Source organism: Micromonospora sp. NPDC007208 (assembly GCF_042869175.1).
GTDB classification, from domain to species: Bacteria; Actinomycetota; Actinomycetes; order Mycobacteriales; family Micromonosporaceae; genus Micromonospora; species Micromonospora foliorum.
The window spans coordinates 34,816-59,371 of sequence record NZ_JBIAFG010000007.1 but is presented as its reverse complement, the minus strand read 5'-3'; the positions used below and the strand labels follow the sequence as shown (position 1 = coordinate 59,371).

The window sequence follows — 24,556 nt, the reverse complement described above, 5'->3', positions numbered from 1 at the left end:
CCCGCGACCCTCGACGGCCTGCCGACCCGGCGGGCCGCCATGATCCGTGCAACTTCAGTGATCCGGCTGCCTCGCCAGGCGACGAGACAGCAGGATCACCGAAGTTGCGCGGATCTTGCGAGGTGGGGGAGGGTGAGGCGGGGACTCGGGAGCGTGGTCATGGAACTGGCAGGCATTGGCGCGGTGCTGTTCGACATGGACGGCACCCTTGTCGACTCCGACGCCGCCGTCGAGCGGGCCTGGGAGCGGTGGGCCGCCGAGTACGCCGTCGACCCGGCGTCGGCGTTGGCGATCGCGCACGGCAGCCCGGCCGACCGGACCATCCGCCGGCTGCTGCCCGCGCTGGACGAGGCGGCGGTCGCCGCTGCCGCGGCCCGGCAGTTGGCGTTGCAGTACGACGACCTGTCCGACGTGACGGCCACCCCGGGGGCGCACGAGCTGCTGAACGCGCTGGCCCGGTTGGGGTTGCCCTGGGCGGTGGTGACAAGCGCCGACAGGCGGCTCGCCGAGGCCCGGCTCGACGCCGCCGGCATCAAGGCACCGGTGCTGGTCACGGTGGAGGACGTCAGCGTCGGCAAGCCGGACCCGGAGGGCTATCTGCGGGGCGCGGCGTTGCTGGGCGTACCCGTGGGGCGTTGCCTGGTCGTCGAGGACGCCGAGGTTGGCCTGCGGGCCGGGCGGGCGGCCGGGGCGATGACCGCCGCGCTCAAGGGGCTCGACGGTGACCTGCGCCTGGCCGATCTGGCCCAACTGGCGCACCAACTGGAGTCGGCACCCACGGTGCCCTGACCAGGATCACCGTCAGCCACAGGCAGCGGGTAGCCGAGCCGTCCGTCCGGGCGAGGAAACCATTGGCGTGTCCGGGCCGGTTCTGCTGCACTACCCGCTGCCGACGACGAAGGGGGAGACGCGGTGGAGTTGACGTTGACGCCGATGACCGCACCCGAGCTGGACCGCCTGCTGGGGTCACTGGAGCAGGGGTACGCCGAGGACCTGGTGGCGCACCGGGGGATGACCCCGGAGGCGGCCCTGGAGCGGTCGGTCACCCAGATCCGGGAGTCGCTGCCGGCGGGGGTGGACACCGAGGGGGCGCTGCTGCGGATGGGCCGGGTCGACGACACCGAGGTCGGCTGGATCTGGGTGACCCTGCCCACGGCCGCCGCCCCGGACCAGGCCTGGATCCACAACATCGAGGTGCACGAGGAGCACCGGGGACGCGGGTACGCGCGCCGGATGATTCAGCTCATCGAGGCCGAACTCGCCCACCTCGGCGTGCCCGAGCTGGGGCTGAACGTCTTCGGTACGAACACCGTGGCGATCGGCCTCTACCGCAGTCTGGGCTTCGAGGTCACCTCGCAGCAGATGGCGAAGCGCCTCACCCCGGCGAGCTGACCCGCCGGCGACCCCCAGGGACGGGTCCCCTCGGCAGGACTGTTCACCTGCCCAGCGGGAAACCGGCGCGGACCGCACCTGGGGAGGAGCGACGGATGACGCATGGCGCCGGACTGACCATCGGTGTGCTCGGCTCGTACGGTGGCCGAAACCTCGGCGACGAGGCGATCCTCACCGGCCTGCTCACCGATCTGCGTACGCAGGAACCGAACGCCCGGATCATCGTCTTCTCCCGGAACCCGGAGCACACCCGGGCCGCGCACCCGGACGTCGAAGCGGTGCCCTGGGAGGGCGTGAGCCGTACCGACTCCGCCCTGGTCCTGGCCCAGCTCGACCTGCTCATCCTCGGCGGCGGCGGCATCCTCTACGACCGGGAGGCCCGCCGCTACCTGCGGGTGGTCCGGGTCGCCCAGGAGCGGGGCCTGCCACTGATCACGTACGCGGTGGGGGTCGGGCCGCTCAGCGACGGGGTGGACACCGGCATGGTCCGGGAAACCCTCTCCAGCGCGACCCAGGTGACCGTCCGGGACCAGGAGTCCCGGATGGTGCTGGAGGAGGCCGGTCTACTCAACCCGATCACGGTCACCGCGGACCCGGCGTTCCTCCTGCAACCGGAGGAGTTCCCGGCCCACCTGCTGGCCGAGGAGGGTGTGCCGGTCGGCAAACGGTTGGTCGGGATCAGCGTGCGGGAGCCGGGCCGGGCCGCCGAACGCCTCGACGTGGATGGTTACCACCGGCTGCTGGCCCAGATCGGTGACTTCCTGGTGCACCGGATCGACGCGTACGTGCTGTTCGTGCCGATGGAACGCGACGACATCCGGCACTCCCACGGGGTGCTGTCGCACATGGTCGCCGCCGAGCGGGGCCGAATCCTGCACGGAACCTACTCTCCGCAGCAGGTGCTGGGGCTGATGCGCCACTTCGACCTGGCCGTCGGCATGCGCCTGCACTTCCTGATCTTCGCGGCGATGGTCGGTACGCCGTTCCTGCCCCTGCCGTACGCCGGCAAGGTCTTCGACCTGGCCCAACGGCTCGGTGTGCCGGCGCTACGTGGTGTGGAGCGGGAGGTCGAGGGGCCGCTGCTGGCCGAGGTCGACCGACTCTGGGACGAGCGGGAACAACGCGCCGAGGCCACCGCACGGCGGGTGGCGGAGGTGTGCGATCAGGCGCGGGGCACCTCGGAGGTCACCCGTGGCGTGTTGGAGAGCCTGCGCAGTCAGGCCCTCACCCGGGTCTGACGGGCGGTCACACCGCCGGGCCGGTCCACCGGTAGCGCCACTCGCGGGCCTCCTCGCGGGCCGTCTCCAACTCGTAGATCTGCGCGTCGGCCAGCCCACCGGAGCCGAGGTGGTGGTGGGTCAGCGGCGGCCGGCCGTTGCTGTCCAGTTCGACGGTGATGGTCTGCCCGTCCGCCGTGCCGCCGACGAGAGGGATCTGCACGGATGAAGCCATGCGCCCATCCTGCCCGGCGTAGCGCCCGCCCGCAGCGGATAGCGGGGCAGCGGGGGACCCGGCCGGTGACTAGGGTCGGCGGATGGAGCAGACGATCGATCCCACGCTCGGTCCGGTGCTCGCCCGCACCGGCGACGAGCGCGCCGTCCTGACCTCGTTCCTCGACTTCCACCGGGCCGTGCTGCTGCGCAAACTGCGCGGTCTCTCCGACGCCGACGCCCGCCGCCGGCTGGTGCCCTCGGCGACCACGCTCGTCGGCCTGGTCAAGCACCTGACCCTGGTCGAACGAAACTGGTTTCCGACCCTGCTGGCCCCCGAGCCCGGCGACGTCTACCTGACCTCTGCGGAGGACGCCGCCGCCAGCTTCACGCTCGGCGACCAGGAGACCGTCGCCGGGCTCACCGAGGCGTACGAGCGGGCCTGTGCCCGTTCCCGGGAGGTCGCCGCGAGCGTCGACCTCGACCACGTGGTGCCGCACCCGCAGCTCGGTGAGGTGTCGGTGCGCTGGGTTCTGGTGCACATGATCGAGGAGACGGCCCGGCACGCGGGCCACGCCGACATCCTGCGCGAGTTGACCGACGGCGAGTCCGGCGCGTTCTGACCCGGGTCGGCGCAGACCGTCAACCGGTGGGCAGCAGACCCGGCGGATACTCCATCCCGTCATGCGTACAGGCCGCGGCGGCGACCCGCGCGGCGTACCGGGCGGCACGCTCCAGTGGCTCGCCGCGCAACCGGCCGGCGATCAGGCCGGCCGCGAAGGCGTCGCCCGCCCCGTTGCTGTCCACCACCGGCTTTCCCGGTGCGGCGGGCGGCACCGCCGTGCCGTCGCCCGGGTACAGCTCGGCGCCGTCCGCGCCGCGGGTCACCACCACCGTCCGGGGCGCCAGCGTGCCGGCGAGCGACGCGGCCCGGTCGCCCAACCGCACCCCGCTCAGCAAAACCACGTCGGCGACCTCGACGAACGGCTGATGGTAGGCGTTCTCGCCGTCCCAGTCGTGCAGGTCGGTGGAGAGCGCCACGCCCGCCGGAATGGCAGCCCGCACGGCGGGCAGCAACGGCACCGCCCAATCCATGATCGAAAGGTGTACGTGGCGGGCGTCGCGGACCAGTGCGGCCACCTCGGTGGCGGGAAACGGCGGAGCACCCTGCCATGGGCGCGGGTCGTACAGCGACGTGCGCCGCCCACCCGGGTCCACCAGGTTCACCGATCGGCGGGTGCCGCCCCGGTGCTCGGCCAGCAGCGCCTGCACGTCGGCCCGGGTCAGCGCCGCCCGGACCAGCTCACCGGCCGGATCCGCACCGAGGGTGTCGACCACCAGCACCCGCAGGCCGAGCGCCCGGGCGGCCAACGCCACCCCGGCGCCGGTGTTGCCGATCCGCAGCTCGATCGGCTCGACGGTGTGGGAATCGGCAGCCGGTAGCGGCAGCGCGGGCACCCGAACCCGCACGTCCACCCCGAGCCCGCCAAGGACCAGCAGATCGACCACGGCGCCGACGCTACCGTTGCCGCTCACGCCTCTCCAGCGCCACGCGATCGTGCACGTTCGGTGGCGCCGAGAGGGGCACCACTCGCAGAACGCCGACACGAACCGTTATCGCGCAGGTGGGGGCGTCGGTCCGGTCAGCGGGGCCGCCTATCCTGGGCGCGGGCGGCGACGAGGGGGAGCAGGTGCTGGTCATCCACGGGCTGTGGTTGCCCGGCGACAGCTCGACCGGCGGCCTCGCCGTCTGGGCCGAGGACAGCACCACACCGGTTCCCGCGCCGCGCTCGGGCCGACCCGCCCGGGAACGTCCGCACCCCTTCGCCGCCGGGCACACCGACCTGGCCGCCGTCCTCGCCGACGCCGCCGAGCCGACCCGTCCGGACACCGCGCTGCTCACCCTGCCCACCCTGGCGGGCGCGCCGACCGACTCACCCGAGCTGATCCGGACCACCGTCGCACCCGCGGCCCGCGGCCGGCTCACCCTGGCCGGGTGGCGGGTCCCCATCCTGGTGTACGCCCGGGACGACGCCCTGTCGCTGCTGCAAGCCCTGGACGACGTCCCGGCGGTGTCCGGGGCGACCCTGCGGCACCTCGCCGAGCTGGCCGACTTCGCCGCCGACCTGGTGACCCGTGGCCGCGTCCTCCCCGGCGTACGCACGACGACGGACGACCACACACCCCCTGCCGACGTGCCGGCGGCGTCCGGCGGTGCCGCGCAGGCGGTGTGGCGTCCGCTGCTGACCGGCACCGACGCCGCCTGGGCGCGGTCGCTGGCGCTGGCCCTGCCACCCGCCGCCCGAGCCGCCGTCCTGCCGCCCGCTACCGCCGCCGCTGCTCAGGTGCCCACCGGGAACGCCGCCACCTCCGCTGCGGCGACCCTCGCTTCGGACGGGCGTGAGTTGAGCGCCGCCGCGCTGGTCGCGGATGCGCTCGACGCGTTGACCGACGCCGCCGCGCGGGCCGCCCTGGCGACCACCACGCTGGCCCGGGGGCTACGCCCGGGCGGTCCGGCACCGGCCTGGTTGGCCGCGCTCGCCGGCCCGCAGCGGCACTTCACCATCGACCCGGCCGGGCTGGCCACCCTCTCCGCCGAACTCGACGCGTGGCAGCGCGACGCCGCCGGCGGCCCGGTGCGGGCCAGCTTCCGCCTGGTGGAACCGGCCCCCGACGAGGTCACCGAACCGATCCTGGCCACCCGAGCGGCACCCGCCGACAGCGCGCCGGCACCCACCGACAGCGCGCCGGTCGAGGCGGCCGGTGGCGGACGCTGGCGGCTGGAGTTCGGGTTGCAGGCCGCGGACGAGCCCGGTCTGCACGTCGACGCCGGGGAGGTCTGGCGCGCGCCGCGGACGCTCGGCGGCCTGGCGGGCCGTACGACCAGTCCACAGGAGACGCTGCTCGCCGAGCTGGGCCGGGCCAGTCGGCTCTGGCCGGACCTGGACGCCGCACTGCGTACCGCCGCGCCCGAGGCGATGGAACTCGACGTCGAGGGGGCCCACCGGTTCCTCAGTGCGGGCGCGCCGGTGCTGCACGCGGCCGGTTTCGGGGTGCTGCTGCCCTCCTGGTGGCAGCGTCCGTCGGCGCGCCTGGGTGCCCGGTTGCGGGCTCGCAGCCGCACCGCCCCGGGCACGGTGGGTGGCGCCGATGCCGGTGTCGGTCTGGACGCCCTGGTCGACTACCGCTGGGAGATCGCGCTCGGTGACCAGCCGCTGTCCGCCGAGGAGTTGGCGGCACTGGCCGAGATGAAGACCCCGCTGGTCCGGCTCCGCGGCCGGTGGGTGGAGTTGGACCCGGGGCGACTTGCCGCCGGTCTGCGCCTGCTCCGTTCCGCGGGCGAGTTGACCGTCGCCGACCTGCTCCGCCTCGGCCTGGCCGACGGCGAGGCCACCGGCGCGCTGCCGGTGCTGGAGGTGACCGCCGACGGGGCGCTGGGCGACCTGCTCGCCGGCGCGGTCGAGCGGCGGCTCACCCCACTGGACCCGCCACCGGGCTTCCAGGGGACGCTGCGGCCGTACCAGCAGCGGGGACTGGCCTGGCTGGCGTTCCTGCGCTCACTCGGCCTGGGCGGTGTGCTCGCCGACGACATGGGGCTGGGCAAGACGGTGCAACTGCTCGCGCTGTTGGCCGGGGACCCGCCGGAGGCCGGGCCGACCCTGCTGGTCTGTCCGATGTCGCTGGTCGGCAACTGGCAACGGGAGGCGGCGCGGTTCACCCCCGAGCTGCGGGTGCACGTACACCATGGTGCTGAGCGGGCGCGGGGGGCGGAGTTCACCGCGGCCGCGCACGACGCGGACCTGGTCCTCACCACCTACTCGGTGGCCGCCCGCGACGCCGCCGACCTGGCCGGCATCGACTGGCACCGGGTGGTGGTGGACGAGGCGCAGGCGATCAAGAACGCGTCGACCCGGCAGGCCGAGGCGGTTCGCGCGCTGCCCGCCCGGCAACGGGTGGCGGTGACCGGTACGCCTGTGGAGAACCGCCTCGCCGACCTCTGGTCGATCATGCAGTTCGCCAACCCGGGTCTGCTCGGGCCGGCCGCGACGTTCCGCAAGCGGTTCGCCGAGCCGATCGAGCGGCACGGCGACGCCGAGGCCGCCGAGCGGCTGCGCCGGATCACCGGCCCGTTCGTGTTGCGCCGGCTCAAGACCGACTCGTCGATCATCTCCGACCTGCCCGAGAAGCTGGAGATGGAGGTGCTCTGCAACCTCACCGCCGAGCAGGCCGCGCTGTACCGGGTGGTGGTCGACGACATGCTCGCGCGGATCGAGACCAGCGACGGCATCGAGCGACGGGGGCTGGTGCTGGCCACCATGACCCGGCTCAAGCAGGTCTGCAACCACCCCGCCCAACTGCTGCGCGACGGCTCACCGCTGGAGGGCCGCTCCGGCAAGCTGGCCCGGCTCACCGAGATCCTGGAGGAGGTGCTGGCGGCGGGGGAGCGGGCGCTGCTCTTCACCCAGTACGCCGAGTTCGGCGCGATGTTGCGCGGTCACCTGTCGGCGCGGTTCGGCCGGGAGGTGCTGTTCCTGCACGGTGGCCTCGGCAAGGCCGAACGGGACGCCCTGGTGCAGCGCTTCCAGTCGGCCGAGGGTCCGCCGCTGTTCGTCCTGTCCCTCAAGGCCGGCGGCACCGGGCTCACCCTGACCGCCGCGAACCACGTGGTGCACGTGGACCGGTGGTGGAACCCGGCGGTCGAGGACCAGGCCACCGACCGGGCGTTCCGGATCGGGCAGCGCCGACGGGTGCAAGTGCGCAAGTTCGTCTGCGCCGGCACGGTCGAGGAGAAGGTGGCCGCGTTGATCGCCGACAAGCGCAGCCTCGCCGAGCGGGTCGTCGGCACCGGCGAGCAGTGGATCACCGAGTTGTCCACCGGCCAGTTGCGGGACCTGTTTGCCCTGGAGGCCGGGGCGGTGGTGGAGTGAGCGAGCGGAGCACCGACCGGTTCGCCGACTACGGGCGCCCCCGTAAGGTCGACGGGGGTCTGCGGGCGCGCAGCGCCCGGGGCGCGATCGGCCGGTCCTGGTGGTCGCGGCGTTTCCTGGAGGTGCTGGAGTCGTTCGCGCTCGGCACCCGGTTGACCCGGGGCCGGTCGTACGCGCGGGCCGGTCAGGTGCTCACGCTCGACATCACACCCGGGCGGGTGAGCGCGGTGGTGCAGGGCTCCCGGCCGCAGCCCTACCAGGTGTCGATCGGGCTGAAGCCGTTCCCGGCCGCGCTCTGGTCCCGGGTCGAGACCGAGCTGGCCGGGCAGGCGTTCTTCAGCGCCCGGCTGCTCGCCGGGGACCTTCCCGACGAGCTGGAGGAGCTGTTCGCCGTCGCCGGCGCGCCGCTCTTCCCGGCCGCCGTGGACGAGTTGACCCAGCGCTGCAACTGCCCCGACTTCGCGGTGCCGTGCAAGCACCTCGCGGCGACGTTCTACCTGTTGGCCGAGGCGTTCGACGCGGACCCGTTCGAGCTGCTGCACTGGCGCGGTCGGTCCCGCGCGGAGTTGCTCGACGAACTCCGCGCCCGGCGCGCCGCGGCCACCGGTGCCACCGTGCCGATCGACCCACCGTCCGAACCGGACGGTGATGTGTCGACAGTGGACGTCGTGGCGCCGGTCGGCGCCGCCCGCGCGCTCGCCGGGCTGTCGGCGACGCCGCTGGCAGAGGCGGCGGACCGGTTCTGGTCAGCGCCGGTGCCGCTGCCGGACCGACCGCCCCGACTGGTGACCGGCACCGACCTGCTGCTGCGCCAGCTCGGAGCGCCGGCCCCGGCCATCGGTGGGCCGGGACTGCTCGAACGGTTGCGCCGCGCGTACCGGGCGTTCGGCCCGGCCGACCGGTGAGCTGTCACGCCCACCGGTTGAGCAGCCTCGTCGAGCGGTTGAGCAGTCACGTCCAGCGGCGGCGGAACCGCCACATGATCGCCGCGTTGGCCACCAGCACCACCGCGCAGATCGCGCCGGTCAGTCGACCGGCGAACACGGCTATCGCCGGTAGCGACGCCCACAGCACGATGGTCAACAACATCAGGTAGCGGCCCCTGCGGGCCCGGGCCCGGTGGTCCAGCCGGTTGAAGAAGGCCGGGTCACTTTCCCGGAGCTGACGGGTGATCTGGTCGAATCTGCGCTGATCCTCTTTGCTGAGCATGGCGCTGCCTTCCCCTCACGCGTTCAGCGGTTCGGCGGCATACCCGCTGCGGTGACGGCTCACGCTCACCCGCTGTCGCTACTTTTCCTCCACGCGAGGCCGTCTCATGTCCGGCTTACCTGAACCTTAAGTTTGCCTTTGGTGGTGAACGACGCCGAAACTGTCGCGTACGGCGCCGTGGTCCGATCCGTGCTCGGCTGCCGCACGTACGCCCTGCTGGGAAGCTCTGCCGGCTGGTCCGCCCCACCGCCCGCCGCGGAGGTCGCGCTGAGCGCTGTCTTAAGTGCCCTCTCGGGTGTGTTCCGGCCACCTTGAAGGGCCCTGGGGCCTTGGTTACCTTGCCGTAGCAACCCCCTCAGGCAACAGTCGCCGCACCTGCCGCACCTGCCCGGTAGCAGCTTCCGGCGCTCATCAGAAATCGGGATTGGTACATGGCCGACCAGAATGTGCCACCACGTCGACCGCGGGACGACCGCGGTTGGGACGGACGCCAGCACCACAGCGCTGACGGCTACGGCGACCCCAACACGCCGGCGCCCTACGGCTACGACTCGCCCCACCCCCACCAGGACGGCTACGCCGCGCCGGCCGACCCGCGTCAGCAGTACACCGACGGGTACGCACACGCCGGACAGCCGGCACCCGCCTCGCGCGGCCCGCAGTGGGTCGGCCCGGAGGGCCTTGGCCGCCCGGCCCCGGCACGCCCGGCCGGCACCGGACTGCCCACCATCGACGATGACGACGAGCCGGGTCGCAAGGTCGGCCGACGTAAGGCGATGGTGGCCCTCGGTGGCACCGCCGCCGTCGTCGCCGGTGGCGCGGCGCTCGCCATGACCCCGCAGTTCCGTGGCCTCTTCGGCGACGAGGCGGCGGCCGGCGACGCGACCGGCAGCACGGTGACCGACGGCACCGCGGCGCGGCCCAGCGGCCAGCAGCCCAGCACGGTGCGTACCTACACCGAGCAGAACGAGAGCTACATGGGCTCCCGGGCCGGTGAGGCGCTGAAGAAGAACGCGCCGGCCGGTGGCCGGACCTTCTCCGGCCCGGCCGCGGCCGCGGCGGCGACCACGGTGACCGTGAAGACGGTGCTGTCCAAGGACCCGATCCTGCACCTGGCCCGGCGCGCCACCTTCGGCGCGACGCCCGCGGTGATCGCCGACATCAAGCGCGAGGGCATGGACGCCTGGATCCGCGCGCAGTTGGACCCGGACAAGCTGGAGCCGACCAAGGGCGAGCTGAAGCTCGCCGAGCTGCCGACCCAGAAGCTCTCCGTGCAGCAACTGCGCGACCAGCGGGACAAGCTCAACGAGCAGGACGCCCAGCCGGAGCGGGAGATGGTCGACGCCACCATCGCCCGGCAGATCTGGTCCAAGCGCCAGCTGTTCGAGGTGATGGTCGACTTCTGGAACGACTTCCTGCACGTCGCCGCGGACTTCGACGGCGGCGAGGTGTACCGCAACTCGTTCGACCAGGACGTCGTGCGCAAGCACGCGCTGGGCAGCTACCCGGAGATGCTGGTCGCCGCGAACAAGCACCCGGCGCTGCTGATCTACCTGAACCAGAAGGACTCCCGCAAGGACGCGATCAACGAGAACCTCGCCCGGGAGAACCTCGAGCTCTACTCGGTCGGCGTCGACGGCGGCTACAAGGAGCCGGACGTCCGGCAGGCCGCCATGTTGCAGACCGGCCGCGGCGTCGACGACAAGGGCAAGTACGTCTTCCGCCCCGAGCAGCACTACGTCGGCAAGGTGAAGATCCTCGGCTTCACCCACGCGAACAACTCGGCCGACCCGAAGAAGGCCGAAGCGGCGATCGACGCGTACATCACCTACATCGCGACGCACCCGTCGACCGCGAAGTACGTGGCGCAGAGCCTGGCCACCCGGTTCGTCTCGGACACCCCGCCGAAGTCCCTGGTGGACCGGCTGGCCAAGACGTACACCACCAACAAGGGCATGATCAAGCCGGTCCTGATGACGCTGTTCTGCTCCTCGGAGTTCTGGGCCGGTGTGGGCCAGAAGGTGCGCCGGCCGATGGAGTACCTGGTCGCCACGTACCGCACCCTGGGCGTCTCGCCCGAGGCGTCGCCGAAGCACAACAACGGCGACAGCAAGCGCACCGCGTACGCCCGGGGGCTGCGCCAGATCCACGACAAGATGCGCGAGCTGGGCCAGTCCCCGATGGGTCACCCGACCCCGGACGGCTACCCGGACGTCTACGTCGCCTGGACCTCGGCCGGCACCATGGTCAACGGCTGGAACGAGGCGGGCGAGATCCTCGCCGGCTACCGCACCACCTTCACGTACACGGCACCGGAGAAGTTGGTCGCCAAGGCGCCGGCGACCGCCGGGGCGTACGTGGACGCGCTCTCCCTGCGGCTCGTGGGCCAGAAGTTGAGCACGCGGGAGAAGAACCTCATCCTCGGCGTGGCCGGTGTGACGGCGACCGCCAAGGTCGACGCCACGTTCAACGGGGCCATCACCGCCGTCGCGCGGGCGATCCTCGCTTCCCCCCAGCACCACCTCCGGTGAGGCACCCGATGGAGAAGACTGTGTACAACTCTTTCCCCCTGCACCCCGAATGCCCCGACGTGCGACGGCTGGCCGACAACCCGGCCGAGGCGTTGCTGCGCGCCGAGGCGGACATCGTCGCCGCCGAGAACGCCGCCGAGTTCGACAGGTACCGCACCCTGGAGAACCTGGAGGAGGCCCAGCAGGACGGTCGCGGCGTCACCCGGCGGACCTTCGTCGCCGGTGCCGCGGCCACCGCCACCGCGCTGGCCACCGCCCAGTTCGTCACCACCTCGGCGTCGTTCGCGGCGACCAAGACCGGCACCCTGATCCACGTCTTCCTCTACGGCGGGCTGGACGGGCTGAGCCTCGTCGCACCGGACAACGACCCGGTGCTCAACAAGGCCCGCCCCGACCTGCTGCTCGGCAACGACTCGCTGGCCCTGGGCCGCGGCTTCAAGCTGACCAGCGCGTTCAAGCCGTTGGAGAAGTGGCTCACCGCCGGTCAGCTGGGCTTCATCCCGGCGGTCTCGGACGAGCGGCTGTCCCGCAGCCACTTCCAGGCCGCGGACGCCTGCAACCTGGGCGGGCTGCCCAACGAGACCGGCGGCCGGGGTTGGCTCGACGGTCTGGTCGACAACCTGGGCAAGGGCACCGCGTTCCGCAGTGTCGGCGTCGGCAGCACCCTGCCCCGCTCGCTGGTCGGCAACAACGGCGCGATCTCGCTGAACAGCGTCGGCTCCCTGCGGCTCAACGGTGACGACCGGTTCCGGGCCGCCACCGAGAAGGCCATCAAGGGGCTCTTCACCGGGATCAACCACCCGGTCGAGGAGGCCGTGCAGGAGGGCATGGGCGCGCTGGCCACCGCCCAACGGCTCGCCGCCAAGCCGTACCAGCCCGCCGAGGGCGTCAAGTACGAGGGCGTCGGCGGCGCGTTCCAGCAACTCGCCCAGCTGATCAAGGGCGGCGCCAACGTGCGGGTCGCCACCGTCGGCATGGGTGGCTACGACACCCACGAGAACCAGGGCACCCGCGAGGGCGGCCAGCTGTACCGCCGGCTGAACGAGCTGGCCAGCGCCATGGCCGCCTTCTTCACCGACCTCGGCCCGAAGGCCGCCGACGTGACGATCATGGTGTCCAGCGAGTTCGGGCGCCGGGTCGGCTCCAACACCGGCGGCACCGACCACGGGCACGGCGGCGTGGTCACCCTGCTCTCCGGCAAGAAGCTGGCCGGCTCGCTGCTGGGCACCTGGAACGGCCTGGACAAGCTGGACTCCGGTGACGTGCCGGAGTACAACAACATGTTCAACGTCTACGGCGCGGTGGCGCAGGGCCGGTTCGGGCTCACCAACGCGGAGGTCGACAAGGTCTTCCCCCGCCAGAAGTACGCCCCGATGAAGCTGTACGCGTGACGCATTCGCACACCCACGCCGCCGGCCGTCGTACCGGGACCTCGTCCCGGCACGGCGGCCGGTCGGCTGCGCCCGTACCCCCGCAGATCCCGGCCCGGCGCGGACCCGGCGGCCGACGGTTGCTGGGCGTGCTGCTCCTGGTCGGCCTGCTCGCCAGCGTGCTGCCGTGGTGGCTGGGCACCCCCGCCGGATCGCTGCGCAGCACCGCGGCCACCGTCACCGCGGCCGGCCGGATCACCGGCCTGGTCGCCGGCTACCTGCTGCTGGTGCAGGTGCTGATGATGAGCCGACTGCCGGTGCTGGAACGGTGGATCGGCGGCGAGCAGACGGCCCGCTGGCACCGGGACATCGGTGCCACCCTGCTGGTCACCGTGCTGGCGCACATGTCGTTGATCCTCGTCGGCTACGCCGACCTGCGTAACCAGTCGATCCTCGCCGAGGTCGGCACGTTGCTCGGCGACTACGAGGACATGCTCTCGGCGTTCGTCGCCACCGGCATCATGATGCTTGTCGGGTTCAGCAGCGTCCGGGCGATCCGACGGGCGTTGCCCTACGAGCTGTGGCACCTGCTGCACCTGTCCAGCTACCTGATCCTGCTGCTCGGCTACGGCCACCAGTTCACCCACGGCGCGCAGCTGTACAAGCCCGGTCCGGTGCGCACCGGCTGGATCGCGCTGTACCTGCTGGTGGTCGCCGCCCTGCTCTGGGGCCGCGTGATCGCGCCGCTGGCGTTCAACCTGCGCTACAAGCTGCGGGTCGCCGACGTGGTCGCCGAGAGCACCGACACCATCTCCATCTACCTCACCGGGGAGCGGCTCGGCCGGCTGGCGATGCTCGGTGGCCAACACTTCCGCTGGCGGTTCCTCACCCGCGGCTGCTGGTGGCAGTCGCACCCGTTCTCCGTCTCCGCCGCCGCCAACGGCCGCTGGCTGCGGGTCACCGTCAAGGTCGTCGGCACCCACACCGCCGACCTACGCAACCTGGAACCGGGCACCCGGGTCTGGGCCGAAGGACCGTCGGGCACCTTCACCGCCGCGCACCGGCTCCGCGAGCGGGCGCTGCTGATCGCCGGTGGCAGCGGCATCACGCCGATCCGGGCCATGCTGGAGGAGTTGCCTCCGGGCGCCGCGCTGATCTACCGGGCCCGCACCCCGGCCGACGTGCTCCTCAGCCGCGAGTTGGACTGGCTGGCCCAGGAGCGCGACACCTCCGTCTGGTACGTCATCGGCTCCCGCGACGACCCCGGCCCCCGCCAGCTGATGAGCCCGGACGGGCTGCGCCAACTGGTGCCCGACGTGGCCCGGCGCGACGTCTACCTGTGCGGGCCGTCCGGGTTGGTGGAACAGTCGGTGCGGGCGCTGCGGCGGGCCGGCGTGCCCCGACGGCAGATCCACCTGGCCACGTTCGAGCTGTAGGAAGGGCATCCCCATGCGTCGCGCGCTCCTCGCGATCACCGGCCTGGCCGCCAGCACCACCGCGCTTGTGGTGTTCAAGGGCTCGCCAGGCACCAGCCAGGTCGCCCAGAACCTGCCGACCGCCCAGCCGGTCAACCCCTCCGGGGCGGGCACCGACCCCGGCGCCGCCGCGGGTGCGCCGGGCGCCGACCCGGCCGGCGGCACGCCGACGTCATCGGCAAGCGCCAAGCCGTCGACGTCGCCCAAGCCCGGCAAGACCACCGCCCGCCCGTCGGGCACCAAGACGACGAAGGCCCCCAGCGCTCCGCGGACCACCACCAAGGCACCCCAGTCGACCACCCGCCGGGTCACCGGCAATGGCTTCGAGAACGAGTACGGGTACGTGCAGGTGCAGATCGTCGTCTCGGGTAACCGGATCGTCGAGGCCGTCGCGCTGTCGCTGCCCAGCGGGGGTGAATCCGACATCCACAGCGGCGATGTCCGCGACACGTATGACGGCACGGGCGCTCCCGGCACCCCCAGTGAGGTGGTGCGGAAGCAGAACGCCAACCTCAACACCGTCTCCGGGGCCACCGAGACCAGCAACTCCTACAAGCAGTCGCTGCGGTCCGCCATCGAGCAGGCATTCTGACGTGCGGGCCACGCTGACCCGACCCGGGCTGTGCCGGGTCGAACAGATCATGGGTACGACGATCACCCTGGACCTCGCCGACGATCTGCCACCGGCGACAGTGCGCGAGCTGGCGGACGAGGTCTTCGCCTGGATGCACGAGGTCGACGCACGGTTCAGCACCTACAAGCCGGACAGCGAGGTGTGCCGCTTCGACCGGGGCGAGGTGCTGCTCTCCGAGGCGTCAGCGGACCTGCGGTACGTGCTGGAGGCCTGCGCCGACCTGTGGGGCGCCACCGACGGGTTCTTCGACGCGTACGCCACCGGTCGGCTCGACCCGTCCGGCTTCGTCAAGGGCTGGGCAGCTCAGGTCGCCTCGGACCGCCTCGTCGCCGCCGGTGCCGTCAACCACTGCGTGAACGCCGGCGGCGACGTACGGGTGCGGGGCCTGTCGCCGTCGGGGGAGCCGTGGCGCATCGGCATCCGGCACCCGTGGGACGCGATGGCGGCCTGCCTGGTGCTCAGCGGCACCGACCTGGCCGTGGCCACCTCCGGCGTGTACGAGCGGGGACGGCACGTGCTGGACCCGCGCCGGGGCGCCCCGGCCAGTGGCCTGCGCTCGGTGACCGTGGTCGGCACCGACCTCGGGGTGGCCGACGCGTACGCCACCGCCGCCCTAGCCATGGGCACCCCCGGCCTCAACTGGCTGGCCCGCCTCAATGACCACACCCATGCGGCGATAACCGACAACGCCCGCCAGTACCACTCCGTCAATCTCCCCCTGACCGACTAGCCCCTTGAGCCCTCTCGCTCCCCCTCGCGCCCTCTCGCTCCCCGCGATCTTGCAGTTTCGGTTGCTGTTTTGTCCCGTTACGTGGAGATTGTCGGGACAGCAAGTGCAAGATCGCCGAGAGCGGGGTGGGGGTCGCGGCGACCGGCTAGCGCAGGGGGCGGTGGGTGCCGGCCGGGCGGGAGCCGGTGGGGCGTGGGCGGCCGGGGCGGGAGCCGGACGGTCGGGTGCCGGCCCAACGGTGCCGTGGGTGGCTGCGCCGGGGCGGCTCGGTGCCGCCGGGATGAGAGGCTCTGTCGTTGGTGGACATCGTTCCCCCGTTCGTGGCGCGCGTTCGCACCGTCCCCCTGTCAACGAGGACCGGCGCCCCGGCGACGCTGTCGGGCACCGGATCGAATCGTCGACCGGCCGGTCTCACATGCCTCGTCGGGGCAGCGGCAGGTGACCGGGGAGCAGGTCGGGGGCGAGCGTCACCCCGGCGGCGCGCAGCGCCCCGATCAACGTGTTCTGCACGAGGTACGAGTCCGGAAGCTGCCAGCGCGCCTGCTCCGGGGCGACCGCCCAGCGGACCGTGCCCTCGGGAAGCCGGGTGGGTGGCGCGGGGATCCACGAGCCCGGCCCGTGCCGGACCACGTGGAAGCAGTGCTCCAACTCGGGCCGCAGCGGGTCGCCGGGGCGGACCAGGAACATCCACCGCCCGGTGGGCGTGACCAGCACCGGTCCGCGTACGCCGGTGCCGGCCGGGTGGATCTGGACCGCGTCGAGCACGTGCCGGCCGAGGTGGGCGGGCACCTCCAGCACGTCGAAGGCCCGGCCGGTGGGCAGCAGCACTCCGTGCGGTCGGCTCCGCCACCAGGTCGCCACCCGGGCCGGGTCGGCGCTGGCGGCCAGTTCCCAGTTCTCCAGGGCGGGATGGCAGCCCACTGTGGGACAGCCGGCCCGGCCGCAGACGAAGCGGCTGCGGGCCAGACAGGCACCCGGGGTGACCTCCCAGCCGTGTACGGCGTAGCGGATGGCGACCCGCCGCAGCCGGACCCGTTCCAGCGGCGACAGTTCGGCAACGCGCGGTCCGACATTCCCCCACATGTGTGCCAACTCCTCTCGTCGGGCCCGGCGTTCGCCAGGTCGCATGTCGAGCACCGTCACTGCCGTAACCCACGATCGTTGAGGTTGACGAACGGCTCGTGCAACTTGCACGAAAAGTACGAGGACTAGCTGTACGGCTGACGTACATCCTGTGCGACCAGGCAAAACCTGAAAGTGAACGGCAGTCGCCGCACCCGCGGACATCGCCCCGACTCGATTGGTCGTCGGTGGCAGGGGAGGATGGGGAGATGGACGAGCTACCCATAGGACGGCGAGTTGCCTACTGGCGGGGGCGTCGCAAGATGTCGCAGCAGGTCTTCGCGGACCGGCTGGGCAAGTCCAAGAGCTGGGTGGACAAGGTCGAACGCGGCGTCCGCCGGTTGGACAAGTTCTCCGTCCTCTACGAGATCGCCGACATCCTGCAGATGGACGTGCAGCTGCTGATGGGCAAGGATCCGGAGCGGCGCGCCGACGCCCTCAACTGCATCGACCAGGTCGAGGTGCAGGAGATCCGGGCGGCGCTGGAACGCTACGACTCGATGAGCGCGTACTTCGACGCGGCGCCGTACCCGCCGCCGATGGACGACATGCGCAAGGCCGTCAACCACGCCTGGCTCACCTACCAGTACGGCCGCTACGGCATGCTCACCCGGGCCCTGCCCAAGCTGCTGCGCGACGCCCAGGCGGCCGACGCCGCGTACGGCGGTGACCAGGCCGCCGAGGCGGCCCACCTGCTCGGGCAGGTCTACCAGATCGCCTCCTCGGTGCTGCGCAAGCTGGGCGAGTGCGAGCTCGCCTGGTTGGCCGCCGACCGGTCGATGGCGGTGGCCCAGCGGGCCGACGACCCGCTGCTGGCCGGGATCGCCACCACCCGGGTGTGCAACGCGCTGGTCGCGATGGGGCGGGCCCGCCCCGCACTGGAGCTGAACGTCCAGATCGCCAACCGGCTGGCACCGGGTGGGAGCAACGAGGTCTCCCCGGCCCGCCTCTCCGTCTACGGGATGCTGCTGCTCCAGGGCGCGATGGCCGCGTCCCGCATCGGTGACTCGGCCAGCGTCGACGACCTGATCAACTGCGCGCAGGAGGCCGCCACCCTGCTCGGCGGCGATTACAACCACTACTGGACGTCGTTCGGCCCGACAAACGTCGAACTGCACCGGGCCGCCGCCGCGGTGGAGCTGGGCGACGGGGGGCGGGCCGTGGAGGTGCACCAGCTACGCATCGCGGAGCCCTCCTTCAACGCCCTGCTGCCCGAGCGCCGCGCCCACCACCTGCTCGACATCGCCCGCGGGTACGCCCAGTTAGGTGACGTGGCGAACGCCGGGGAGATGCTGCTGCTCGGTGATCGGCTCGCCCCTTCGGAGATCCGCTGCCGGCCGATCGCGCACGAGGTGATGTCCGACATCCTCCGTCGCACACGTGGTGCGCCGCCTTCTCCGGTAGCGGAGTTGGCTGAGCACATGGGAGTAGGGGTATGAGCGCGGAGCCGGTCTGATGGCCGGTGCAGCGCGCAACAGCGGGCACCGCGAGGTGCTCTACGTCATCGCCTGCGGTTCGCCGCTGGCCCGGCACGTCGGTCGTCTGGTCGACCTCGCCCAACAGGACGGTTGGGACGTCTGCGTGGTCGCCACGCCGGACGGCGCGAAGTTCGTCGACCAGGCGGCCCTGATCCGGCAGACCGGCCACCCGGTGCGGACGCACTACAAGAATCCCGGTGACCCGGACGTGCTGCCGCCCGCCGACGCCATGATCGTCTGCCCGGCCACCGTCAACACGGTCAACAAGTGGGCGGCCGGGATCACCGACACCCTGGCGCTCGGGCTGTTGGTCGAGGCCCAGGGCAAGGGCGTCCCCATCGTGGCGGTGCCGTACACCAACGCGGCGATGGCCTGCCACCCGGCGTTTCGGGCCGGGGTGGCCCGGTTGGCCGAGTGGGGTGTCACGGTGCTCTTCGGCGACGATGTGATCGCTCTGCACCCGCCCGGAACGGGGGAGCAGCACACCCACGCCTTCCCCTGGGCGATGCCGCTGGCGGCGCTGCAGACCGTCTCCTGGAGCGCCGCCTAGCGCGTCCGGCGGATCCTCCGCCCGACGCGGCCGGGCCGGGTGTCACCGCCCGGTGGCCTCCACGCCGGTAAGCTGGCCCGCCGTGAGCACAAGCGGATCCGCCCCCACGGTCAGCGACGTGGTGGCCGAGCTGGAACGGCGCTTTCCGCCGGTCTGGGCGGAAGAGTGGGACCGGGTCGGCCTGGTGCTCGGCGAGCCGGCCGCCCCGGTCCGCCGGGTCCTCTGCGTGGTCGACGTGGTGCCCGAGACGGTCGACGAAGCCCTCGCCGCCGACGCGGACATGATCGTCGCGCATCACCCGCTGCTGCTGCGCGGGGTGTCGTCGGTCGCCGCGACGACCTTCAAGGGGCGGATCATCCACCGGTTGATCCGGGCCGGGGTGGCGCTCTACGCGGCGCACACCAACGCCGACGTGGCCTCCCCGGGCGTCTCCGACGCCCTCGCCGCCCGGTTCGGGCTCACCGGCCTGCGCCCGCTACAGCGGCCCGCGCCCGGCTCGCCCGCCCACGGCGACGACAGGGGTTTCGGCCGGATCGGCGAGCTGCCCGAGCCGATGACCCTCGCCGAACTGACCCGGCACGCCGCCGCGGTGCTCCCCGTCACGTCCTGGGGAGTTCGCGCGGCGGGGGATCCCGGGCGTATGGTTCGTACCCTCGCCGTCAGCGGCGGGTCGGGGGACAGCTTCCTCGGCGCCGCGACCGCCGCCGGGGTGGACGCGTTCCTCACCGCCGACCTGCGGCACCACCCGGCCGGCGAGCACCTCGCCGCCGACGGTCCCGCCCTGATCGATGCCGCCCACTGGGCGACCGAACGACCGTGGCTGGACGACCTGGCCGCCTTCCTCCGGGAGGCGCTGGACGTCGAGACGCTGGTGTCCGACCTGGACACCGACCCGTGGACCGTGCACGCCGCCGCACCCGTTGTGGACGACAAGGAGCCCGACCGTGAAGGCTGACCCTCAGGTGCAGCGCCGCCTGCTCGACCTCCAGGCGATCGACACCAACCTCGCCCAGCTCGCCCACCGCAGGCGGACGCTTGCCGAGCGGGCCGAGCTGGAGTCGCTGGCCCGGGAGCTGTCGTCGATGGAGGACGAGCGGGTGCGCGCCCAGGTGGCCGTCGACGACCTGGACCGGGACATCGCCCGGTTGGAGAAGGACGTCGAGCAGGTCCGGGCCCGCAAGGAGAAGGACGAGAACCGGCTGGCCGCCGGCACCGGCCCGGCCCGCGAGTTGGAGGCGCTCCAGCACGAACTGGTCTCGCTGAAGCGCCGCCAGGGCGACCTGGAGGACGCCGAGCTGGAGCTGATGGAGCAGCGGGAGACCGCGCAGGGCGTACTGGACGGCGTCGAGCAGCGGCTGGCCGAGACCCGGGACAAGCGGGCCGCGACCGAGCAGCGCCGCGACGAGGCGCTGGCCGAGATCGCCAAGGAGGAGGAGTTCAAGCGGGGCGCCCGGCAGCCGCTCGCCGCCGACCTCCCGAGCGAGCTGGTCACCCTCTACGACAAGATCCGCGCGGACACCGGGTTGGGTGCCGCGCTGCTCACCGCGGGCCGCTGCGGCGGGTGCCGCCTGGAGCTGTCCGGCGCTGACCTGGCCCGGATCCGCAAGGCCGCCCCCGACGACGTGGTCCGCTGCGAGGACTGCCGACGGATCATGGTCCGCACCAACGAGTCGGGCCTGTAGGTCGTGGCGCCGCGCGTCGTCTCCATCGAGGCCGACGGTGGGTCCCGGGGCAACCCCGGCCCCGCCGGCTACGGCGCGGTGGTACGCGACCCGGAGACCGGCGAGGTGCTCGCCGAGCGCTCCGAGTCGCTCGGCACAGCCACCAACAACGTCGCCGAGTACCAGGGCCTGATCGCCGGGTTGACCGCCGCCGCCGAGCTGGGCGCCGCCGAGGTGGACGTCCGGATGGACTCCAAGCTGGTGGTCGAGCAGATGTGCGGCCGGTGGCAGATCAAGCACCCCGGCCTGCGGCCCCTCGCCGCCCAGGCTGCCGCGCTGGTGGGCCGGTTCACCGCGGTCCGGTTCAGCTGGATCCCGCGCGAACAGAACCGGCACGCCGACGCCCTCGCCAACGCCGCCATGGACGCCGCCGCGGGCCGTCCCCCGGCGACCGCGGCCCCCGCCCGCCCTGCGACGACTGCGGCCGCCGGCCAGCCCTCGACGACTGCGGCCGTTCCGATCGTCGGCAGTGACCCGGCGACCGCGCCGGCCTCCTGGGAGCCACGGCCGAGCTTCACCGCCACCCGGCTGATCCTGGTCCGGCACGGCGAGACCCCGTACACCGAACAGCGGCGCTACTCCGGGCGCGGCGACGTGCCGCTCTCCGAGCGTGGCCGGGCCCAGGCCCGCGCCACCGGCGCCCGGGTGGCCGAACTGGCCCCGTCCGTCGCGGCCGTGCTCAGCTCACCGCTGTCCCGGTGTACGGCCACCGCGGCGTCGATCGCCGAAGCGCTCGGCGGCGACGTGCCGGTCCGCACCGACGACGACCTGATCGAGTGCGACTTCGGCCAGTGGGAGGGGCGCACCTTCGCCGAGGTGCGCCAGCAGTGGCCGGGGGAGATGGACGCCTGGCTCGCCTCACCTCGGATCGCGCCGCCGGGCGGGGAGTCGTTCACCCACGTCGCCGAACGCGTGCACCGCGTCATCAGCGGGCTGCTCACCGCGTACCCCGGTGAGACCGTGGTGGTCGTCTCGCACGTCTCGCCGATCAAGCTGGTGCTGCGCGACGCCCTCGCGGCCGGTGACGGCTTCCTGCACCGGCTCTTCCTGGACGCGGCCGGCATCTCGGTGCTCGACATGTGGCCCGACGGCGGCGTGGCCGTGCGTACCGTCAACGACACCGCCCACCTCTCCAAGATCGACTAATTCCCATCTGTCGGGAGGGTTTTGGCGTGCGGGCCGGAACCTGTGGGGAACCTGTTGACAGTGGTCGGACCCCGAACCAAGATCGGTTCGTGCGAAGCGTTCACCTGACGAAGCGGGGTCACATCGACCTCCTGCGCGTCGCCAGCGCCGCCTGTCGACGCTCCATCTGACGCCGGGTTCCTCCCTCCCTCTCGCACGCTGTAGGCGTTTCCCATCCCCGCTGGTCTCCGGCCCCGCGGCGCGTCCGCCTGCGCGTACCCCTCCGACAGGAGATCCGTTCATGCTGTCCGCACGACGTTTACGCCGGCTCACCGCGACCGCGGTGAGCAGCGTCCTGCTCGGGACCGTGGTCCTGACCGGACCGGCGTCCGCCACCTCGCTGCCCACGGTGCCGCCGACCCCCGTCGACCTCTCCGACGTGCGGGGCTACCCCCGGCAGAGCGCCCTCCCGATCTGGCCGGACAACCCGGCCGACGCGTCCATCCCGATCGGTGTGATTCCGTACGACGAGATCGCGCCGAAGCTGAACGCGATCCAGCGGGCGAGCGACCGGGTCTCCGCCCGGGTCGCCGGCAAGTCCGCCGGCGGCTACGACCTGTACGCCGTCACCGTGACCGCGCCGGAGAGTCGCGCCGAGGCGCGCCAGCAGGAGACCTGGAAGCGGCGCATCGAGGACGAGCCCGCCCAAGCGCAGCGGGACCGTAGGTTGCTCGCCGGCTACAAGACCCCGCTGTTCGTCAACGCCAACATCCACGGCAACGAGTGGGAGGGCACCGACGCGGCGCTGCGGGTCATCGAGGAGTTCGCCACCGACCGCAGCCCGGAGGTCGCCGAACTGCTGCGACGCAACCGGTTGGTCTTCAACATCACCTCGAACCCGGACGGTCGAGTCGCCGGCACCCGGGCCAACTCGGCCGGCTACGACCTCAACCGCGACCTGACCATCGTCGCGCAGCCCGAGACCAACCTCATCCGTGACCTGATCATCGACACCAAGCCGATCATCACGTTGGACCTGCACGGGTACGTCAACCCGACCCTGCTGCACCCCAGCACCCCGCCGCACAACGTCAACAACGAGTACGACCTGTACATCAAGCACGGCCTGCCCAACGCGTTGGCGATCGAGGAGGACCTACGCGGGCTCGGGTACCCCGAGACCCAGCGGGCCAGAATCCCGTTCCGCGACGACGAACCGGGCGTGTGGGACGACTTCCCGCCGATCTACGTGCCGTCCTTCGCCATGTTGCAGAGCAGCATCCCGTACACCATCGAGGCGCCGCTCAACCCGCGCGGCAGCACGCTGACCCCGGCCGAGCGGGTACGCCGCTCCGGTATCAACACCGACGTGCACGAGGTGGCGATCCGCACCTCGCTGCGCTACATCCAGGAGCACCGGGCCGAGGTGCTGCACGACCAGGCCGAGGTCTACCGCCGGGGCCTGGCCGGTGAGCCGTTGCGCGACATCCCCGACGGCTACGTGCCGGGCTGGGGGCCGGAGGACAACTACCACACCACCTTCCCCCGGGCGTACGTCATCCCCAGTGGCACCGGGCAGCGCTCCGAGCCGGCCGCGGCCCGCCTGGTCGATCTGCTGATCAGCAGCGGTGGCAGGGTGTGGCGGGCGAAGCAGGCGTTCACCGCCGGCGGAAACCGCTACCAGGCCGGCTCGTACGTCGTCGACCTGCACCAACCCAAGCGCGGCCTGGTCAACTCGCTGCTCGAACCGGGCGCGGACATCACCGACCGGGTCAACGACCTCTACGCCGGCCCAGCCGCCTGGAGCCAGGGGCTCACCTGGGGCGCCACAGTGGACACCGTGTGGGACACCCTGCCCCGGGTACGCCTGGAGCGGACCTACGACGGTCGGGCCGAGGGCACACTGCCCGCCGGTCGGTCCGACCTGCGCCTGGATCTGCGTGACGCCGCCGACCTGCTCGCGGTGAACTCGCTGCTCACCAAGGGCGTCGAGGTCCACCGGCTCGCGGACGGGTCGGTGGTCGTCCCCGGCACCACAGCCAACCGCAAGCTGGCCGGTGCCGAGGTCCGAGCCCACGCGGTCAGCTTCGAGCGAGCGCCGGCCGGTTGGCGGGGCACCCCGCTGGACCGGGTCGTGGTCGGCTATCTCGGTTCGGTCGAGGAGCGCGACACCCTCGCCGACCTCGGCTTCGAGGCGCGGGCGCTGACCGCCGCGACGCTTACCGGCACGTTGACCGATGACGTGGACGTCCTGCTGGTCGCCGACAACATCAACCTGGCGAACCTGACCGCCGAGAACCGGGCGGCGCTGGACCGCTTCCTCGCCCGGGGCGGCGGCGTGGTCGGCCTGGGCACCGCCGGGGCGTCCTTCAGCAACGCCACGACGCTGCTGACCGTGACCGCCACCGCCGCGCCGAGCCTCGCCAGCGGGGTGGCCAACATCGTCAACAACGGGGGACCGGTCACCACCTCCGCCATCCCGCACGCGTTCATCAGCCAGCCCGTCTGGTTCACCGGCCTGGGCGCGGGCGTCGAGGTCGAGCAGTCGTACGCCGCCGACCCGCTGCTCGCCGGCTGGTGGGCCACCGACGGCGCCAACGGGCAGGCCGCGGCGGCCAACCAGGCCAGCATCGTGCGGAGCGTCTCCGCCGCCGGAAACGGCGTGGTGCTGTTCGGCACCGACCCGACGTTCCGCCTGCACCCGAAGGGCCTCCAGCCGCAGCTCGGGCGGGCCCTGCTCTGGGCGGCGCAGCGCTGACCCCGGCTGGGTGAGCCAGCGACCAGCCGACGTGAGGCCCGGGTGCGAACCGCACCCGGGCCGCACGCCGTCGAGGGCCAGCCGCACCTGCTCATCCATCAAG

The 24,556-nt window shown here is 72.5% G+C and carries 22 protein-coding genes; 18 read left to right on the top strand and 4 right to left on the bottom strand.

Annotated elements, in window-relative coordinates; translation table 11 throughout:
- Positions 1-159 precede the first annotated feature (159 nt).
- The 3 genes from ACFYL6_RS16350 to ACFYL6_RS16340 all read left to right on the top strand — a co-directional run bounded on the left by ACFYL6_RS16350 (position 160) and on the right by ACFYL6_RS16340 (position 2,630).
- Positions 160-789 (top strand): HAD-IA family hydrolase, encoded by a 630-nt coding sequence (locus ACFYL6_RS16350; protein WP_387171873.1) that lies wholly within the window; start codon positions 160-162, stop codon positions 787-789.
- Positions 790-912: 123 nt separating this feature from the next.
- On the top strand, positions 913-1,392 hold the full coding sequence (locus ACFYL6_RS16345) for a GNAT family N-acetyltransferase (RefSeq protein WP_387171871.1): 480 nt from the start codon (positions 913-915) through the stop codon (positions 1,390-1,392).
- 95 nt (positions 1,393-1,487) lie between these two features.
- The gene (locus ACFYL6_RS16340) at positions 1,488-2,630 is read left to right on the top strand and encodes a polysaccharide pyruvyl transferase family protein (protein ID WP_238687233.1); all 1,143 of its coding nucleotides are present in this window, start codon (positions 1,488-1,490) and stop codon (positions 2,628-2,630) included.
- Between the two features lie 7 nt (positions 2,631-2,637).
- On the opposite strand, the gene ACFYL6_RS16335 is transcribed toward ACFYL6_RS16340, so the two are convergent.
- Positions 2,638-2,844 carry a hypothetical protein gene (locus ACFYL6_RS16335; protein ID WP_238657264.1) on the bottom strand — a complete coding sequence of 69 codons (207 nt, stop codon included), beginning with the start codon at positions 2,842-2,844 and terminating at the stop codon, positions 2,638-2,640.
- Between the two features lie 82 nt (positions 2,845-2,926).
- Between ACFYL6_RS16335 and ACFYL6_RS16330 the strand changes: the two genes are divergently transcribed.
- A complete protein-coding gene (locus tag ACFYL6_RS16330) occupies positions 2,927-3,445 on the top strand; it encodes a DinB family protein (RefSeq protein ID WP_387171869.1) in 519 nt (172 codons plus the stop codon).
- Between the two features lie 19 nt (positions 3,446-3,464).
- Here ACFYL6_RS16330 and ACFYL6_RS16325 read toward each other — a convergent pair whose 3' ends face one another.
- Positions 3,465-4,358 (bottom strand): carbohydrate kinase family protein, encoded by an 894-nt coding sequence (locus ACFYL6_RS16325; protein WP_387171867.1) that lies wholly within the window; start codon positions 4,356-4,358, stop codon positions 3,465-3,467.
- A 155-nt stretch (positions 4,359-4,513) separates the two neighbouring features.
- Here ACFYL6_RS16325 and ACFYL6_RS16320 point away from each other — a divergent pair, with 155 nt between their 5' ends.
- Together ACFYL6_RS16320 and ACFYL6_RS16315 are read left to right on the top strand one after the other, a co-directional pair.
- Positions 4,514-7,750 carry an SNF2-related protein gene (locus tag ACFYL6_RS16320; RefSeq protein WP_387171865.1) on the top strand — a complete coding sequence of 1,079 codons (3,237 nt, stop codon included), beginning with the start codon at positions 4,514-4,516 and terminating at the stop codon, positions 7,748-7,750.
- The gene (locus ACFYL6_RS16315; RefSeq protein ID WP_387171863.1) at positions 7,747-8,655 is read left to right on the top strand and encodes an SWIM zinc finger family protein; all 909 of its coding nucleotides are present in this window, start codon (positions 7,747-7,749) and stop codon (positions 8,653-8,655) included. The genes ACFYL6_RS16320 and ACFYL6_RS16315 overlap by 4 nt, the downstream gene beginning before the upstream one ends.
- A gap of 46 nt (positions 8,656-8,701) precedes the next feature.
- Here ACFYL6_RS16315 and ACFYL6_RS16310 read toward each other — a convergent pair whose 3' ends face one another.
- Complete coding sequence (locus tag ACFYL6_RS16310) at positions 8,702-8,959, bottom strand: DUF3040 domain-containing protein (RefSeq protein ID WP_091409372.1); 258 nt, start codon at positions 8,957-8,959, stop codon at positions 8,702-8,704.
- 431 nt (positions 8,960-9,390) lie between these two features.
- Between ACFYL6_RS16310 and ACFYL6_RS16305 the strand changes: the two genes are divergently transcribed.
- Genes ACFYL6_RS16305 through ACFYL6_RS16285 form a run of 5 tightly spaced genes read left to right on the top strand, consistent with a single transcriptional unit; the run spans position 9,391 to position 15,699 of the window.
- Complete coding sequence (locus ACFYL6_RS16305) at positions 9,391-11,490, top strand: DUF1800 domain-containing protein (protein ID WP_387171861.1); 2,100 nt, start codon at positions 9,391-9,393, stop codon at positions 11,488-11,490.
- Positions 11,491-11,498: 8 nt separating this feature from the next.
- Positions 11,499-12,881, top strand: coding sequence for a DUF1501 domain-containing protein (locus tag ACFYL6_RS16300; RefSeq protein WP_387171859.1), 1,383 nt, complete (start codon positions 11,499-11,501; stop codon positions 12,879-12,881).
- Positions 12,878-14,296 carry a ferric reductase-like transmembrane domain-containing protein gene (locus ACFYL6_RS16295; RefSeq protein WP_387171857.1) on the top strand — a complete coding sequence of 473 codons (1,419 nt, stop codon included), beginning with the start codon at positions 12,878-12,880 and terminating at the stop codon, positions 14,294-14,296. The genes ACFYL6_RS16300 and ACFYL6_RS16295 overlap by 4 nt, the downstream gene beginning before the upstream one ends.
- Positions 14,297-14,309: 13 nt before the next feature.
- Positions 14,310-14,927, top strand: coding sequence for an FMN-binding protein (locus ACFYL6_RS16290; RefSeq protein WP_387171855.1), 618 nt, complete (start codon positions 14,310-14,312; stop codon positions 14,925-14,927).
- Between the two features lie 49 nt (positions 14,928-14,976).
- On the top strand, positions 14,977-15,699 hold the full coding sequence (locus ACFYL6_RS16285; RefSeq protein WP_387172243.1) for an FAD:protein FMN transferase: 723 nt from the start codon (positions 14,977-14,979) through the stop codon (positions 15,697-15,699).
- 411 nt (positions 15,700-16,110) lie between these two features.
- Here ACFYL6_RS16285 and ACFYL6_RS16280 read toward each other — a convergent pair whose 3' ends face one another.
- On the bottom strand, positions 16,111-16,782 hold the full coding sequence (locus ACFYL6_RS16280; protein ID WP_354972126.1) for a bifunctional DNA primase/polymerase: 672 nt from the start codon (positions 16,780-16,782) through the stop codon (positions 16,111-16,113).
- A 248-nt stretch (positions 16,783-17,030) separates the two neighbouring features.
- Between ACFYL6_RS16280 and ACFYL6_RS16275 the strand changes: the two genes are divergently transcribed.
- From ACFYL6_RS16275 to ACFYL6_RS16245, 7 genes are all read left to right on the top strand, one after another.
- Positions 17,031-18,260 (top strand): helix-turn-helix domain-containing protein, encoded by a 1,230-nt coding sequence (locus ACFYL6_RS16275; RefSeq protein WP_387171853.1) that lies wholly within the window; start codon positions 17,031-17,033, stop codon positions 18,258-18,260.
- Between the two features lie 16 nt (positions 18,261-18,276).
- Positions 18,277-18,849 carry a flavoprotein gene (locus ACFYL6_RS16270; RefSeq protein ID WP_387171851.1) on the top strand — a complete coding sequence of 191 codons (573 nt, stop codon included), beginning with the start codon at positions 18,277-18,279 and terminating at the stop codon, positions 18,847-18,849.
- Positions 18,850-18,967: 118 nt separating this feature from the next.
- Entirely contained in the window at positions 18,968-19,804 is an 837-nt protein-coding gene (locus ACFYL6_RS16265) for a Nif3-like dinuclear metal center hexameric protein (protein ID WP_387172241.1), read from the top strand.
- Positions 19,794-20,531, top strand: coding sequence for a zinc ribbon domain-containing protein (locus ACFYL6_RS16260; RefSeq protein ID WP_387171849.1), 738 nt, complete (start codon positions 19,794-19,796; stop codon positions 20,529-20,531). The genes ACFYL6_RS16265 and ACFYL6_RS16260 overlap by 11 nt, the downstream gene beginning before the upstream one ends.
- A 3-nt stretch (positions 20,532-20,534) precedes the next feature.
- On the top strand, positions 20,535-21,716 hold the full coding sequence (locus ACFYL6_RS16255; RefSeq protein ID WP_387171848.1) for a bifunctional RNase H/acid phosphatase: 1,182 nt from the start codon (positions 20,535-20,537) through the stop codon (positions 21,714-21,716).
- Positions 21,650-21,886: a putative leader peptide gene (locus tag ACFYL6_RS16250; protein ID WP_387171846.1), complete on the top strand. Its 237-nt coding sequence runs from the start codon at positions 21,650-21,652 to the stop codon at positions 21,884-21,886. Before ACFYL6_RS16255 ends, ACFYL6_RS16250 begins: the two co-directional genes overlap by 67 nt.
- 110 nt (positions 21,887-21,996) lie before the next feature.
- Positions 21,997-24,453 carry a M14 family zinc carboxypeptidase gene (locus ACFYL6_RS16245; protein WP_387171844.1) on the top strand — a complete coding sequence of 819 codons (2,457 nt, stop codon included), beginning with the start codon at positions 21,997-21,999 and terminating at the stop codon, positions 24,451-24,453.
- Positions 24,454-24,556: the final 103 nt, after the last annotated feature.

Excerpts from the sequence above, each read along its gene's own strand:
- ACFYL6_RS16350 (WP_387171873.1), top strand. The coding sequence starts at position 160 with ATGGAACTGGCAGGCATTGGCGCGGTGCTGTTCGACATGGACGGCACC.
- ACFYL6_RS16340 (WP_238687233.1), top strand. The coding sequence starts at position 1,488 with ATGACGCATGGCGCCGGACTGACCATCGGTGTGCTCGGCTCGTACGGT.
- ACFYL6_RS16335 (WP_238657264.1), bottom strand. The coding sequence starts at position 2,844 with ATGGCTTCATCCGTGCAGATCCCTCTCGTCGGCGGCACGGCGGACGGG.
- ACFYL6_RS16330 (WP_387171869.1), top strand. The coding sequence starts at position 2,927 with ATGGAGCAGACGATCGATCCCACGCTCGGTCCGGTGCTCGCCCGCACC.
- ACFYL6_RS16310 (WP_091409372.1), bottom strand. The coding sequence starts at position 8,959 with ATGCTCAGCAAAGAGGATCAGCGCAGATTCGACCAGATCACCCGTCAG.
- ACFYL6_RS16305 (WP_387171861.1), top strand. The coding sequence starts at position 9,391 with ATGGCCGACCAGAATGTGCCACCACGTCGACCGCGGGACGACCGCGGT.
- ACFYL6_RS16300 (WP_387171859.1), top strand. The coding sequence starts at position 11,499 with ATGGAGAAGACTGTGTACAACTCTTTCCCCCTGCACCCCGAATGCCCC.
- ACFYL6_RS16290 (WP_387171855.1), top strand. The coding sequence starts at position 14,310 with ATGCGTCGCGCGCTCCTCGCGATCACCGGCCTGGCCGCCAGCACCACC.
- ACFYL6_RS16285 (WP_387172243.1), top strand. The coding sequence starts at position 14,977 with ATGGGTACGACGATCACCCTGGACCTCGCCGACGATCTGCCACCGGCG.
- ACFYL6_RS16280 (WP_354972126.1), bottom strand. The coding sequence starts at position 16,782 with ATGTGGGGGAATGTCGGACCGCGCGTTGCCGAACTGTCGCCGCTGGAA.
- ACFYL6_RS16275 (WP_387171853.1), top strand. The coding sequence starts at position 17,031 with ATGGACGAGCTACCCATAGGACGGCGAGTTGCCTACTGGCGGGGGCGT.
- ACFYL6_RS16270 (WP_387171851.1), top strand. The coding sequence starts at position 18,277 with ATGGCCGGTGCAGCGCGCAACAGCGGGCACCGCGAGGTGCTCTACGTC.
- ACFYL6_RS16245 (WP_387171844.1), top strand. The coding sequence starts at position 21,997 with ATGCTGTCCGCACGACGTTTACGCCGGCTCACCGCGACCGCGGTGAGC.